This is a genomic window from Kitasatospora sp. NPDC029367, assembly GCF_055569135.1.
The window spans coordinates 1-14,403 of sequence record NZ_JBVHYH010000011.1 but is presented as its reverse complement, the minus strand read 5'-3'; the positions used below and the strand labels follow the sequence as shown (position 1 = coordinate 14,403).

9 protein-coding genes are annotated in these 14,403 nt (G+C 74.6%); 1 reads left to right on the top strand and 8 read right to left on the bottom strand.

What is annotated here, in order from left to right; translation table 11 throughout:
* Window positions 1-779: 779 nt before the first annotated feature.
* Window positions 780-5,507, top strand: a complete 4,728-nt coding sequence (locus tag ACZ4W5_RS08755) for an ATP-dependent helicase (RefSeq protein WP_465653651.1) — start codon at window positions 780-782, stop codon at window positions 5,505-5,507.
* 97 nt (window positions 5,508-5,604) lie between these two features.
* Here the strand turns inward: ACZ4W5_RS08755 and ACZ4W5_RS08750 are convergent, their stop codons facing one another.
* From ACZ4W5_RS08750 to ACZ4W5_RS08715, 8 genes are all read right to left on the bottom strand, one after another.
* Window positions 5,605-5,892 carry a hypothetical protein gene (locus ACZ4W5_RS08750; RefSeq protein WP_465653650.1) on the bottom strand — a complete coding sequence of 96 codons (288 nt, stop codon included), beginning with the start codon at window positions 5,890-5,892 and terminating at the stop codon, window positions 5,605-5,607.
* A gap of 75 nt (window positions 5,893-5,967) precedes the next feature.
* Window positions 5,968-6,336 carry a helix-turn-helix domain-containing protein gene (locus ACZ4W5_RS08745; RefSeq protein WP_030290911.1) on the bottom strand — a complete coding sequence of 123 codons (369 nt, stop codon included), beginning with the start codon at window positions 6,334-6,336 and terminating at the stop codon, window positions 5,968-5,970.
* 318 nt (window positions 6,337-6,654) lie between these two features.
* Window positions 6,655-7,140: a CinA family protein gene (locus ACZ4W5_RS08740; RefSeq protein ID WP_465653649.1), complete on the bottom strand. Its 486-nt coding sequence runs from the start codon at window positions 7,138-7,140 to the stop codon at window positions 6,655-6,657.
* 18 nt (window positions 7,141-7,158) lie between these two features.
* On the bottom strand, window positions 7,159-7,797 hold the full coding sequence (gene pgsA / locus ACZ4W5_RS08735) for a CDP-diacylglycerol--glycerol-3-phosphate 3-phosphatidyltransferase (RefSeq protein WP_360245498.1): 639 nt from the start codon (window positions 7,795-7,797) through the stop codon (window positions 7,159-7,161).
* Window positions 7,794-9,299, bottom strand: a complete 1,506-nt coding sequence (gene rimO, locus ACZ4W5_RS08730) for a 30S ribosomal protein S12 methylthiotransferase RimO (protein WP_360245495.1) — start codon at window positions 9,297-9,299, stop codon at window positions 7,794-7,796. The genes pgsA and rimO overlap by 4 nt, the downstream gene beginning before the upstream one ends.
* 97 nt (window positions 9,300-9,396) lie before the next feature.
* Window positions 9,397-10,257 (bottom strand): helix-turn-helix domain-containing protein, encoded by an 861-nt coding sequence (locus tag ACZ4W5_RS08725; protein ID WP_360245492.1) that lies wholly within the window; start codon window positions 10,255-10,257, stop codon window positions 9,397-9,399.
* A gap of 320 nt (window positions 10,258-10,577) precedes the next feature.
* Window positions 10,578-13,274 carry a DNA translocase FtsK gene (locus ACZ4W5_RS08720; protein WP_465653648.1) on the bottom strand — a complete coding sequence of 899 codons (2,697 nt, stop codon included), beginning with the start codon at window positions 13,272-13,274 and terminating at the stop codon, window positions 10,578-10,580.
* A gap of 149 nt (window positions 13,275-13,423) precedes the next feature.
* Window positions 13,424-14,059 carry a response regulator gene (locus ACZ4W5_RS08715; protein WP_360245486.1) on the bottom strand — a complete coding sequence of 212 codons (636 nt, stop codon included), beginning with the start codon at window positions 14,057-14,059 and terminating at the stop codon, window positions 13,424-13,426.
* Window positions 14,060-14,403 lie beyond the last annotated feature (344 nt).

Sequence of the window (14,403 nt, the reverse complement as noted above, 5' to 3'; positions counted from 1 at the left end):
TCCACGCCGCGCCCTCCCCCGGGTCCGGAACCGTCGTCGTCCCACCGTCCCGCCCCTGAACACCCCACCCCCCACCCCCAGCCGTGCCACCCCCAACAGCCCCGACAGCCCCACCATCCCCGCCACCCCCACCACCCCTAAAACCACTAACAGCCCCAGCACCCCCGCCCACCGCATCCCCCGCCGCAAAGTCCCCCGCCCCGTCCACCGCCCGCGGCGGCCCCACCACCGGCGCCGTCCGGGTGGCCCCGACCGCCGCGATCCCGGGCCGGGCCCGCACCCGGTCCGCGAAGCCGCCGGTCGCGTACGCCAGCACCGCCCCGATCTGCGGGTACTCCTGCACCACCTGCCCGCCCGCCGCCCGGCTCTCCGCCCCGGCCAGGGCGGCACCCGCCGCATCGTCCTGCCAGGCCAGCACCAGATAGCTGAGGTACGCACGTCCGGGCCCGGAGGCGTACGGCACGGCACCGCCGAGCACCAGCGCCGTGAGCAGCATCGCCAGCAGCGCCCGGGTGGGCCCGCACACCCTGCGCCGACGGCTCCCCGGCCGCCGCCCCCCGTGAACGGCCCCGGACCGGTGCGCCTGCGCCATCCCACGCCCTCCGCTCATCGGTCCGGTCTCGGTCACGGATTGATCACGCGCCCGATTCCTCACCATATGAGCGGATCATCATTCCCGCTCCCGCAGCTACACCCACCCCAACCACCCACCCCAACCACCCACCCCGTAACACCCCGCCACCACCCCACTTGTCAGCCCCACCCGGCACCATGGGGACATGGCGCCCCCGCACCCGACCCCACCCGGCGACCCCACCCCCGCCGACTCGCCCAACCCCGGCGAAGCCGCCCCCCTGGCCGGCTTCGCCCCCGCCACCCGGGCCTGGTTCACCGGCGCCTTCTCCGCCCCCACCGCCGCCCAGTCCCAGGCCTGGCACGCCATCCAGCAGGGGACCGACGTCCTGGTGGTCGCCCCCACCGGCTCCGGCAAGACACTCGCCGCCTTCCTCGCCGCCCTCGACCGCCTGAGCAGCACCCCACCCCCCGCCGAGCCCAAGCGCCGCTGCCGGGTGCTCTACGTCTCCCCGCTCAAGGCCCTCGCGGTGGACGTCGAGCGAAACCTGCGCGCCCCCCTGACCGGCCTGCGCCAGGCCGCCGTCCGGCTGGGCCTGCCCGAGCCCGAGGTCCAGGTCGCGATCCGCTCCGGCGACACCCCCGCCGCCGACCGCCGCCGCTTCGCCACCCACCCGCCGGACATCCTGATCACCACCCCCGAGTCGCTGTTCCTGCTGCTCACCTCGGCCTCCCGGGAGGCCCTGCGCGGAGTGGACACGGTGATCCTGGACGAGGTGCACGCGGTCGCCGGCACCAAACGCGGCGCCCACCTGGCCCTCACCCTGGAGCGGCTGGACGAGCTGCTGGACCGCCCGGCCCGCCGGATCGGCCTGTCCGCGACGGTCCGCCCGGTCGAGGAGGTGGCCCGCTTCCTCAGCCCCCAGCGCGGCGCCGTCGTCGTCCAGCCGCCCGCCGCCAAGCAGTTCGACCTCTCGGTGGTCGTCCCCGTCCCCGACCTGGACGACCTGCCCGCCGCCCCCGCCACCGGCGGCGCCGCCGGCTCCGACCCGCAGCGTCAAGCCTCGATCTGGCCGCACGTCGAGGAGCGGATCGTCGACCTGGTCGAGGCGCACCGCTCGACCATCGTGTTCGCCAACTCCCGCCGCCTGGCCGAGCGTCTGTGCAACCGGCTGAACGAGATCGCGTACGAGCGCGCCACCGGCACCGCCGCCCCCGAGGCGCACGCCCCGGCCGAGCTGATGGGCGGCTCGGGCGCCGCCAGGGGCGTGCCCCCGGTCATCGCCCGGGCCCACCACGGTTCGGTCTCCAAGGAGCAGCGCTCCCTCGTCGAGGAAGAGTTGAAGGCCGGCCGGCTGCCCGCCGTGGTCGCCACCTCCAGCCTGGAGCTGGGCATCGACATGGGCGCGGTGGAACTCGTCGTCCAGGTCGAGTCCCCGCCCTCGGTCGCCTCCGGCCTGCAGCGGGTCGGCCGGGCCGGTCACCAGGTCGGGGCCGTCTCCACCGGCGTCTTCTTCCCCAAGTACCGGGGCGACCTGGTGCAGTCCGCCGTGGTCACCGAGCGGATGCGGGAGGGCCGGATCGAGGCCCTGCGGATCCCGCGCAACCCGCTGGACGTGCTGGCCCAGCAGTTGGTCGCGATGACGGCCCTGGACTCCTGGCCGGTGGACGAGCTGCTCACCGTGGTCCGCCGCGCAGCGCCCTTCGCCACCCTCCCGCAGTCCGCCTTCGACGCCGTGCTCGACATGCTGGCCGGCCGCTACCCCTCGGACGCCTTCGCCGAGTTGCGCCCCCGCCTGGTCTGGGACCGGGTGGCCGGCACGGTCACCGGCCGCCCCGGCGCCCAGCGCCTGGCCGTGACCTCCGGCGGCACCATCCCCGACCGCGGCCTGTTCGGCGTCTTCATCGCCGGAGCGGACCCCAAGAAGAAGGGCGGCGGCCGGGTCGGGGAGCTCGACGAGGAGATGGTCTACGAGTCCCGCGTCGGCGACGTCTTCACCCTCGGCACCACCTCCTGGCGGATCGAGGAGATCACCCACGACAAGGTGCTGGTCACCCCCGCCCCCGGCATCCCCGGCCGGCTCCCGTTCTGGAAGGGCGACACCCTCGGCCGCCCGCTCGAACTCGGCCGCGCCCTGGGCGCGTTCACCCGCGAGCTGGGCGCGCTCACCCCCGAGGCCGCCACCGCGCGGCTCAAGCGGGCCGGCCTGGACGACTGGGCGGCCGCCAACCTGCTGGACTACCTCGCCGAGCAGCGGACGGCCTGCGGCCACCTCCCCGACGACCGCACCATCGTGGTCGAGCGCTTCCGGGACGAACTGGGCGACTGGCGGATCGTCATCCACTCCCCCTTCGGCGCCCAGGTGCACGCCCCCTGGGCGCTCGCCCTCGGCGCCCGGCTGCGCGAGAAGCACGGCCTGGACCCGCAGGTCATGCACGCCGACGACGGCATCGTGCTCCGCCTGCCCGACGCGGACCTGCTCGCCCCCGACTTCGATTTCAGCGGCCCCTCGGAGCAAGCAAGTTCCGACGAGGCCCCGGTCGGTGCCGACGCCGCCCTGTTCGAGCCGGACGAGATCGAGCAGCTGGTCACCGAACAGGTCGGCGGCTCCGCCCTGTTCGCCTCCCGCTTCCGCGAGTGCGCCGGCCGCGCCCTGCTGCTCCCCCGCCGCAGCCCGGGCCGCCGCACCCCGCTCTGGCAGCAGCGCCAGCGCGCCGCCCAACTGCTCGAGGTCGCCTCCGAGTACGGCTCCTTCCCGATCGTCCTGGAGGCGGTCCGGGAGTGCCTCCAGGACGTCTTCGACGTCCCCGGCCTGGTCGAGCTGATGGCGGACCTCGAATCCCGCGCCGTCCGCCTGGTCGAGGTCACCACCCCCGAGCCCTCCCCCTTCGCCCGCTCCCTGTTGTTCGGCTACGTCGCCCAGTTCCTCTACGAGGGCGACTCCCCGCTCGCCGAACGCCGGGCCGCCGCCCTGTCGCTGGACTCCCGGCTGCTGTCGGAGTTGCTCGGCCAGGCCGAGCTGAGCGAGCTGCTCGACCCGCAGGTGCTCGCCGAGCTGGAGGCCGAGCTCCAACGCCTCACCCCCGAGCGCCGGATCAGGGACGCCGAGGGCGTCGCCGACGCGCTGCGCCTGCTCGGCCCGCTCACCGAGGCCGAGTTGACGGCGCGCGGTGCCGAGCCGCTCTGGCCCCTGGAACTGGAGGCCGCCCGCCGGGTGATCCAGGTCCGGATCGCCGGCGAGCAGCGCTGGGCCGCGATCGAGGACGCCGGACGGCTGCGCGACGCCCTGGGCACCCCGCTGCCGGTGGGCGTCCCCGAGGCCTTCACCGAGCCGGTCAAGGACCCGTTGGGCGACCTGCTGGCCCGGCACGCCCGCACCCACGGCCCGTTCACCGCCGCCGAGGCCGGCGCCCGCTACGGCCTCGGCACCGCCGTCGTCACCGGCACCCTGCACCGGCTCACCGCCGCCGGCCGTCTGGTCCAGGGCGCCTTCCGGCCCGCCGAGAGCCATACCGCCACCGCCGAGTGGTGCGACGCCGAGGTGCTGCGCCGACTGCGCCGCCGCTCGCTGGCCGCGCTGCGCCAGGAGGTGGAGCCCGTCCCGCCGCGCGCCCTGGCCGCCTTCCTCCCCCAGTGGCAGCAACTGGCCGGCCACCGGCTGCGCGGCCCGGACGGCCTGCTCCGGGTGGTCGAACAGCTCCAGGGCACCGCCCTGCCCGCCTCCGCGCTGGAGAAGCTGATCCTCCCGGCCCGGCTCGCCGACTACTCCCCCGGCCTGCTGGACGAGCTGATGGCGGCCGGCGAGATCGGCTGGTGCGGCGCCGGCGCCCTGCCCGGCAAGGACGGCTGGCTCAGCCTGCACCTGGCCGAGAACGCCCACCTGCTGCGCCCGGAGCCCGTCCCGCCCGCGCTCACCCCGCTGCACAGCGCCCTCCTGCAGGCCCTGGCGGGCGGCTACGGCCTCTTCTTCCGCCAGCTCGTCCAGCAGCTCCCGGAGGAGACCCCGGAGCCCGAGGTCGTGACGGCCCTCTGGGACCTGGTCTGGGCCGGTTACGTCAGCAACGACACCCTGGCCCCGCTGCGCGCCCTGCTCGGTTCCGGCCGGACGGCGGGCGCGACCGCCCACCGCGCCCCCCGGGCGACCCCGCGCGGCCGCTACGGCGGCGCCGGCCGCGCCTTCGGCCGGGCCGGCGGGGCCCTGCGCAGCGGCCCGCCGACGGTGGCCGGGCGCTGGTCACTGCTGCCCGCCTTCGCCACCGATCCGACCGTCCGGGCGACGGCCCGGGCGCAGAGCCTGCTGGACCGGCACGGTCTGCTGACCCGCGGCACGGTGGCCGCCGAACGGGTGCCCGGCGGCTTCGCCGGGGTGTACCGGGTGCTCGCCGCGATGGAGGAGCGCGGCCGGGCCCGCCGGGGCTACTTCGTCGAGGGCCTGGGCGGGGCCCAGTTCGCCATGGAGGGCGCGGCCGACCGGCTGCGCTCGGTCAACGGCCGGCTGGAGCGGGCCCGGGCCACCGAGTGGCCGGCCGCCCCGGCCGCCGAGCCGCCGCAGCTGCTGGTGCTGGCCGCCGCCGATCCGGCGAACGCCTACGGCGCCGCGCTGCCCTGGCCCGAGCCGCCCGCCGCCGCGGGTGCCACGGACGCCAAGGCTCACCGCCCGGGCCGCAAGGCGGGCGCCCTGGTGGTCCTGGTGGACGGTGAGCTCGCGCTGTACGTGGAGCGGGGCGGCAAGTCCCTGCTGGCCTGGCCGGAGGACGACGCGACCCTGGCCCTGGCCACCGGGGCACTCGCGGGGGCGGTCCGCGCGGGGGCGCTCGGCAGCGTCACGGTCGAGCGGGCCAACGGCCGGCCCGCCCTGGGCTCCGAGCTCGGCCGCGCCCTGGAGGAGGCCGGCTTCCACGCCACCACCCGCGGGCTCCGGCTGCGCCCCTGAGGCGTGTCCGGTGGATCGGGCCGGGCCCCAGGGTCCGGAACCGGAGAACGCCGGAGGCCGCGGAGTCAACGACCCCGCGGCCTCCGGCCACGTCTTTTCACCCGATCGGCGGAGGCTGCGCCTCCACCCGGCCCACGGCCTCCTCGCGCGGGCGCCGGGCCGGGCCGGTCGCGTTCCGGTCGGCATGGACCGGGATCAGACCGAGTCCCCAGCCGCCGGCCGCCAGCAGGCCGAGCACCGCACCGTCGGCGAGCTGCCCCCGGACGGCCACCGACCACCAGGCGAGCCCGCCCGCGAGTGCCACCAGGACCCAACGGGCCGGCCAGGGCACCAGCCGCCGCAGCCGTATTCGGGCCACCGCGCACACCGTCGCGAGTCTCCGCACGACCGCCCTCCTCCGCTCGCCCCGGGGTTCCTCGGGCCCGTCGTGGGACGGGCACCCGGGAGGTGCGAGGCCGGGTCAGGCAGCGACCACGTCCATCGCGGCGGCCTTGGGCGACATGTTCGCCCGGTCGGCGCCGGGGGCGGGCAGCGGAACCGGTTCGAGTACCGGCCTCAGCAGATCACCTTCGGAGAGGGTGGCCATCGCCGCAAGTTCGGCGAGCGACAGCTCGTCGCTGACCTCGCGCATGACCTCGGACATCCGGACGTCGAGTGCGTCGCAGATGGCGGAGAGCAGCTCCGAGGAGGCCTCCTTCTGTCCCCGCTCGACCTCGGAGAGGTACCCGAGCGAAACCCTGGCGGCCGCCGACACCTCGCGGAGTGTGCGGCCCTGGCGTTGGCGCTGCCGACGCAGTACATCGCCCAGTAGGCGACGGAGCAGGATCATCGGTGCCTCCCTCCTCGGACTGCGGATCGAGATGTCACGCCCCCACCGTACCGCCTTGCCCGCTTCGCGTGCGGGGACCCTGGTCGTGTTCACTCTGGGCTGCAAGGCCGTCCCCCTCCTCGTGCCGGTGTCGTACCCGGGTTCGCGGGCCCCTCGTGGTACCCGACTCGGCCCGCCCGGCCACCGTCACGCAACTCGTTCGCCACCTGGTTTCTGCCCAACCAGGCCGTTGGATGTAACACGATCCTCCAGCTGTGTCATACCCCGCGCGCCGGTTCGGCAGATCTCGGTTGGGTGGAGATCCGTCCGCGGGCCCCGTCATCGACCGAGCCGGCCGACGAGCAGCTGCAGTGCGGCGGTCACCGCACCGTGACGGATTGTGGCACGGGTGCCGGACAGCAGGGGCGAACTGACCAGAGTTCCCCCCGGACCTGCGACCGCCAGGTGTACCGTGCCCACCGGCTGCCCGTCCTGCGGCTCCGGACCTGCCACGCCGGTCGTCGCGAGCCCGTACGTGGCCCCCAGCAACCCGCGCACGCCCTCGGCCATCTGCCGGGCCACCACCGGGTGAACCGGACCGTACACGTCCAACAGGCCCTCGTCCACACCGAGCACCGAGGCCTTCACCTCGGTCGCGTAGGCGGTGACCGACCCGCGGAAGGTCGCGGACGCCCCCGGGACGTCCACCAGGGCGGCGGCCAGCAGCCCGCCGGTCAGCGACTCGGCGACGGCCAGCGTGCCGCCCTCGGCCCGCAGCGCCGCGTGCGCCCGCTCGGCCAGCCCGTACAGCTCGTGGTCCGTCACCCTTGCCCCCTCCGTCCGCTAGCGGTCCGCGCGCTCCGCGGCCGTGCCCTCGCGGCGCAGGCGCAGCGCCTGGCCGATGTAGTCCAGCGCGGTGCCGATGGTCAGCAGCACCGCCGCGGCCATCAGGACCGCCCGCCCGGTGGCCAGCCAGCCGGTCAGCGGCAGCACGTACATGCCGACCGCCGTGCCCTGGGTCAGCGTCTTGAGCTTGCCGCCGCGGCTGGCCGGGATGACGCCGTAGCGGATCACCCAGAAGCGCATCAGGGTGATGCCGAGCTCGCGGGCCAGGATCACCACGGTGACCCACCAGGGCAGGTCGCCGAGGACGGAGAGGCCGATCAGCGCCGAGCCCATGATCGCCTTGTCGGCGATCGGGTCGGCGATCTTGCCGAAGTCGGTGACCAGGCCCTTGCGGCGGGCGATCTCGCCGTCGAACAGGTCGGTGATCATCGCGATCGCGAACGCCGCCCAGGCGACCGCGCGCCACTTGGGATTGTGCCCGTCGTCGGCGAACAGCAGGGCCACGAAGACCGGGACCAGCAGCACCCGGACCATGGTGAGCACGTTGGCGATGTTCCAGACCCCCGGCGCCGGCGGAACGGCGGCCGCCGGTCTGCCCGGGTGGGCCGCGGCCGGGGCCCCGGGCCCCTTGGTCATTCCCCGGCTCCCGGAGCCTCGGCCCCCGACATCGCGGGCCGTCGCACCTGTTCCAGCGCCTCGGCGATCAGGTCGACGCCCTCGCTGGCCACCACGGTGGCCCGCCAGAACTGCCCGACCCGCGGGTCCTCGACACCGTGCAGGGTGGTCAGGCCGTCCGTCTCCGGGGCCTGGTGGGCGGAGCGGCCCTCGACCACGCCGTCCTCGATCGACTCGATCAGCACCTCGACCTCGGTGCCGATCCGCTGCTCGGCCCGCTGGGCGGTCATCTCCTCGGCGAGCCGGCTCAGCCGGGCCAGCCGGTCGGCGACGACGTCCTCGGGCAGCTTGCCGTCGTAGGTCGCCGCCTCGGTGCCGTCCTCGTCGGAGTAGCCGAAGACGCCGATCGCGTCCAGCCCGGCGTGGGTGACGAAGCGCTCCAGCTCGGCGAAGTCCTCCTCGGTCTCACCGGGGAAGCCGACGATGAAGTTGGACCGGGCGCCGGCCTGCGGGGCCTTGTCCCGGATGGTCCCGAGCAGCTGGAGGAACTGGTCGGTGGAGCCGAAGCGGCGCATCCGGCGCAGCACGGCGGGCGCCGAGTGCTGGAAGGACAGGTCGAAGTAGGGCACCACGTCGGTGGTCCCGGTCATCGCGTCGATCAGGCCCGGGCGCATCTCGGCCGGCTGCAGGTAGGAGACCCGCACCCGCTCGACGCCCTCGATCGCGGAGATCTCGCCGAGCAGCGTCTCCAGCAGCCGGATGTCGCCGAGGTCCTTGCCGTACGAGGTGTTGTTCTCGCTGACCAGGACGATCTCGCGGACGCCCTGCCCGGCCAGCCACTGGGCCTCCTGCAGCACGTCGGACGGCCGGCGGGAGATGAAGGAGCCGCGGAATGCGGGGATGGCGCAGAAGGAGCAGCGCCGGTCGCAGCCGGAGGCGAGCTTGACCGAGGCGACCGGGCTGTCGTCCAGCCGCTTGCGCAGGGTGCGCGGGCCGGAGGCCGGGGCGAGGCCGTCGGGCAGGTCGGTGATCGGCTCGGCGGCGGCCTCGGCGCCGTGGCCGGGCAGCGCGACGGACTCGGCGGCGGACTGCCGCTCGGCCGGGCTGATCGGCAGCAGCTTGCGGCGGTCGCGCGGGATGTGCGGGGCGTGGTGGCCGCCGGAAAGGATGGTCTGGAGGCGGTCGGAGATGTCGGAGTAGTCGTCGAAGCCGAGCACCCCGTCGGCCTCCGGCAGCGCGTCGGCGAGCTCCTTGCCGTACCGCTCGGCCATGCAGCCGACCGCGACGACGGCCTGGGTGCGGCCGTGCCCCTTGAGGTCGTTGGCCTCCAGCAGGGCGTCGACGGAGTCCTTCTTGGCGGCCTCGACGAAGCCACAGGTGTTGACGACGGCGACATCGGCCTCGGCGGCATCGTCGACGAGCAACCAGCCGTCGGCTTCCAGTCGCCCGGCGAGTTCCTCGGAGTCCACCTCGTTGCGGGCGCATCCGAGCGTGACAAGGGCGACAGTGCGGCGTTCAGGCATAGGCCCAAGATTAACGCGCGGCCTCCGGTGCCGTTCGCCCCGGAGGCCGCGTGCCACGGATCAGCTGATCATCGACGGCCCTCGGCGGGCCCTGTGGTCAGCCCGCCTGCGGGTCGCCGGGGGTGTACGTGACGTGCACCACCTGGCCGTCCTTGCCGAGGACGCCGAGGTCCTTGCCGTTGACGTACGCGTGCACGGCCCCGCCGTTGCCGAGCACCAGCTTGATCTGCTTGGGGTCGGTGAAGGTCTGGTCCTGGCCGTCACTGATGTTGTTCTGGAACAGCGACTTGCCGCTGCCGTCCGTCGCGGAGACCCAGCTGGTGCCCTCGGCGACCAGCTTCACGGTGACCTTGTCGGCCGGGACGGCGGCGATCGCGGCGGCGCTCGGCGCGGGCGCCGGCGGCTGGACGCTCGGCGTGACCGGGGCGACCGAGCCGGTCCCGGAGCCACTGGGCAGCGGCGCGCTGGCCGAGCCGGTGGTGCCGTGGCCGCTCTTGCCGCTGACCAGGTTGAAGCCGATCAGCGCGACCACCGCGACGATCGCGGCGACCATGGCGGCCGCCCAGTTCGGCCGGCTGCGGCCGGGGACCTTGATCGGGCCGCTGTCCATCAGCTGGGTGGCGGGGCGCTTGGAGGCCGGCGAGCCGCCGTGCGCGGCGTCGTAGCGGGCGACCAGGGCCTCGCCGTCCGCGCCGACCGCCTGGGCGATCGAGCGGATGTGCCCGCGGGCGTAGAAATCGCCGCCGCAGCGGTCGAAGTCGTCCTCCTCGATGGCATGGACGATCGGCACCCGGACCCGGGTGGCGGTACTCACCTGGTCCACCGTGAGTCCCGCCCCGATCCGGGCGGCGGACAGCACCCGGCCGATGCTCGGGGCATCGGCCGCCTGCACCACGTCGTCGGTCGGCTCGACGGACGACGGGGCGTTCTCGCGGTCGGAGGACTTGCCGATGGTCACGGGGCACGCCTTTCGAGCGGATGGCCACCTGCTGGAGAACAGTCTAGGGGCGGGGACGGATCGTTTCTCAAGCGGAACGGGCCCGAATGCGCGTGCCCGGCCCGGCCGGGCGCCGGCCCCCCGCTGAACGGTCGTCAGCGAGGGCACGCCGGGGAGGCCGGAGTGCGCTTTCCGGCCAGTGACGCCGCGTACGCACATTCGGTTCCCGGTACCGCGCCTACCCTCCTCCGAACGAGTGAACCCACCCGGAGGGCACGACCCGTCAGCCCTGCGGGCCCGGGTGCCCGGCCGCGCAGGCGTGCCCGGCCCCGCGGCCCGGCTCAGCCCCGCAGGGTCACCAGCACGCCGTCCAGCTCGTCCGGCTTCACCAGCACGTCGCGGGCCTTGGAGCCCTCGCTCGGGCCGACGATCCCGCGCGACTCCATCAGGTCCATCAGCCGGCCCGCCTTGGCGAAGCCGACCCGGAGCTTGCGCTGGAGCATCGAGGTCGAGCCGAACTGGGTGGAGACCACCAGCTCGGCCGCCTGGATCAGCAGGTCCAGGTCGTCGCCGATCTCCTCGTCGATCTCCTTCCTGGGCCCGCCCCCGACCGTCACGTCGTCCCGGTAGACGGCGGTCAGCTGGTCCTTGCAGTGCTGCACCACCTTGGCGATCTCCGCCTCGGTGACGAACGCGCCCTGCATGCGGATCGGCTTGCTCGCGCCCATCGGGAGGAACAGCGCGTCGCCCTTGCCGATCAGCTTCTCCGCGCCGGGCTGGTCCAGGATGACCCGGGAGTCGGCCATCGCGGAGGTCGCGAAGGCCAGCCGGGACGGCACGTTGGCCTTGATCAGGCCGGTCACCACGTCCACCGAGGGCCGCTGGGTGGCGAGCACCAGGTGGATGCCGGCCGCCCGGGCCAGCTGGGTGATCCGGACCACCGAGTCCTCGACGTCGCGCGGCGCGACCATCATCAGGTCGGCCAGCTCGTCGACGATCACCAGCAGGTACGGGTACGGCCGAAGCTCCCGCTCGCTGCCCAGCGGCGGGGTGACCTTGCCGGCCTTCACCGCCGCGTTGAAGTCGTCCACGTGCCGGAAGCCGAAGGCCGCCAGGTCGTCGTAGCGCAGGTCCATCTCGCGCACCACCCACTGGAGGGCCTCGGCGGCCTTCTTGGGGTTGGTGATGATCGGCGTGATCAGGTGCGGGATGCCCTCGTACGCGGTCAGTTCGACCCGCTTGGGGTCGACCAGCACCATCCGCACCTCGTCCGGGGTGGCCCGGGCGAGGATCGAGGTGATCAGGCAGTTGATGCAGGAGGACTTGCCCGCACCGGTCGCGCCGGCCACCAGGATGTGCGGCATCTTGGCGAGGTTGGCCATCACGGTGTGGCCCTCGACGTCCTTGCCCATGCCGACGACCATCGGGTGGGTGTCCTCGGCGGCCGTGCGCGAGCGCAGCAGGTCGCCGAGGTTGACCATCTCGCGGTCCCGGTTGGGGATCTCGATGCCGACCGCGGACTTGCCCGGGATCGGGCTGATGATCCGCACGTCCGGGCTGGCCACCGCGTACGCGATGTTCTTGGCGAGCGCGGTGATCCGCTCCACCTTGACGGCCGGGCCGAGCTCGACCTCGTAGCGGGTGACCGTCGGGCCGCGGGTGAAGCCGGTGACCCTCGCGTCCACCTTGAATTCGGCGAAGGTGCTCGTGAGCTGGGCGACCACCTCGTCGTTGAGGGCGCTGCGGGCCTTGGCCGGGCCGCCGCGCTCCAGCAGGTCGAGCGAGGGCAGTGCGTAGGTGATCCCCTCGCCGAGCTGGAGCTGCTCCATCCGCACCGGCGCCGGGCCGTGCTCCGCGGGCGCCCCCGGGCCGCCGCTGCGGGCGGCCGGGACGGCGGGCTCCTCCGGCGCCGCGGTGAGGTCCTTGACCTGGTGCATCATGTCCGCCACCGCCGAGGAGGCGGGCACCCCGTAGACCAGGGCGCCGTCCAGGTCGGCGGCGGCGCCGGCCGCCAGGTCGCGGGTGGCGTACGGGTCCAGCGGCTCCTGGTCCAGCGGTTCCTTGTCCAGGGAGATGCGGCGGACGGCCTCCGGCTGCCCCTCCTCGTCCTCGACGGACGGCTTGCGCCGACGGCGGCGCCGCCGGGCGGCCACCTCGTCGAGGGGGCCGTCGTCGGTGTCGAGGGTGTAGGGCAGCGCCTCGGGGTCGGCGTCCTCCGGCGGATCGGTGGACAGGTCCCGCTCCGGCGTGCGCCCCCAGCGCAGGTCGTCCTCGGGCCCCGGCTCGACCACGCCGAGCCTTATCCCCAGCCCGCGCACCCGCTCGCCGATCCGGTTGACCGGGGTCGCGGTGACCACCAGCAGGCCGAAGAAGGCCAGCAGCAGGAGCAGCGGCACCGCCAGGACCGCGCCGGCGGCGGCCATCATCGGGGTCGAGGCGGCCCAGCCGATGATCCCGCCGGCCGCCCTTATCCGGGAGGCGCCGCTGCCCATGGTGGGCGCGCCGCAGCCGATGTGGACCAGGCCGAGAATGCCGATCAGCAGGGTGCTCAGCCCGATCACGATCCGGCCATTGGCCTCCGGGAGCTCCGGGTGGCGCCAGAGCCGGATGGCGATCGCGGCCAGCAGGAACGGCACCAGCACGTCGAGCCGCCCGAACAACCCGGACACCACGGCGGTGGCCGCGCCGTTCAGCCAGCCCTCCGAGCTGAACCAGGTGCCGGCCGCGACCACCAGCGCCAGCGCGAACAGCAGCAGGCCGATGCCGTCCTTGCGGTGGTCCGGGTGGAGGTTCTTGGCGCCGTCGCCGAAGCCGCGGAAGATCGCGGCGATCGGGCTGGCGAGGGCGTTGAGGGCGCCCATCACGAGCCCCCGGCGCGGCGGGGGCGGCGGGGCCGACTTGGCCGCCGTCCGCTTCGCGGGGGCCCGGCGGGCGGCCGCCTTCTTGGCGGGCGGCTTGCCCGGGGCCTTGGCCGCGGCCTTCTTGGACGGTCCCGGACTCGGTTTGCGTGCGGCGTTTCCGGGCGTACGAGTGGCCATGGGTCAGCAGCCTACCGGGGTGCGGGACCACTGCCCACGTGGCCGAGCCCCGGCGCCGGGACGTGTCGCAGACACACCGTCACGCTGACCCGGTTTCACCCGGGCGCAGCAGCAAAACCACCCGGAGGAGTGAACATCCGGGGCTCGATCTACGGCGTACCGGGGCGCATCGCGTCGAGGGCCCGACGCAGTCCGGCGAGCTTGCGCTCCAGGTGCGCCGCGGTGGCGGCCACCCCGGCGTCCTCGGCCCCGTCCAACTGCTTGCCCAGCGCCTCCGCCTGCTCCTCGACCGCCGCCAGCCGTGCGGACAGCTCGCCGAGCAGCGCCCCGCCGAGGGCCGGCTCGCCACCGCCCGCCTCCAGCTGCAGCCGCAGCAGCGCGGCCTGCTCCTTCAACTGGCAGTTCTTGACGTACAGGTCGACGAAGACCGAGACCTTGGCGCGCAGCACCCACGGGTCGAAGGGCTTGGAGATGTAGTCCACCGCACCGGCCGCGTAGCCGCGGAAGGTGTGGTGCGGGCCGTGGTTGATCGCGGTCAGGAAGATGATCGGGATGTCCCGGGTGCGCTCGCGGCGCTTGATGTGGGCGGCCGTCTCGAAGCCGTCCATCCCGGGCATCTGGACGTCCAGCAGGATCACCGCGAAGTCGTCCGTCAACAGCGCCTTGAGCGCCTCCTCGCCGGAGGCGGCGCGGACCAGCGTCTGGTCCAGGGCGGAGAGGATCGCCTCCAGCGCCAGCAGGTTCTCCGGCCGGTCGTCGACCAGGAGGATCTTCGCCTTCTGCATCGGGGCTCGCCCTCCTGTCGCCTGCCTGCCGCCCGGTGCGGGCACTCGCGTACTGCCCACCGCTACCCCGGTCATGCTAGCCGCACCCCCTCGCCCGGCACATCGCTCCGTCGGGACCCGATCCGGAGCGGCGCACAGCCGGTGCTCCGGCGCACGCTCAGCAGCGTGTCGCCGTCCGGTCACTGTTCGCAACGCTCGGTGACCCTACCGGGTTCCCGGGCCGGTCCGCCAGCAAACCGGCCGACCGGCAGGGGGGGGGGGGGGGGGGGGGGGGGGGGGGGGGGGGGGGGGGGGGGGGGGGGGGGGGGGGGGGGGGGGGGGGGGGGGGGGGGGGGGGGGGGGGG

What these genes read in the sequence shown, in the direction of transcription:
- ACZ4W5_RS08715 (WP_360245486.1), bottom strand. Translation starts at nt 14,059, where the DNA reads ATGCAGAAGGCGAAGATCCTCCTGGTCGACGACCGGCCGGAGAACCTG.
- ACZ4W5_RS08755 (WP_465653651.1), top strand. Translation starts at nt 780, where the DNA reads ATGGCGCCCCCGCACCCGACCCCACCCGGCGACCCCACCCCCGCCGAC.
- ACZ4W5_RS08720 (WP_465653648.1), bottom strand. Translation starts at nt 13,274, where the DNA reads ATGGCCACTCGTACGCCCGGAAACGCCGCACGCAAACCGAGTCCGGGA.
- rimO (WP_360245495.1), bottom strand. Translation starts at nt 9,299, where the DNA reads ATGCCTGAACGCCGCACTGTCGCCCTTGTCACGCTCGGATGCGCCCGC.
- ACZ4W5_RS08745 (WP_030290911.1), bottom strand. Translation starts at nt 6,336, where the DNA reads ATGATCCTGCTCCGTCGCCTACTGGGCGATGTACTGCGTCGGCAGCGC.
- pgsA (WP_360245498.1), bottom strand. Translation starts at nt 7,797, where the DNA reads ATGACCAAGGGGCCCGGGGCCCCGGCCGCGGCCCACCCGGGCAGACCG.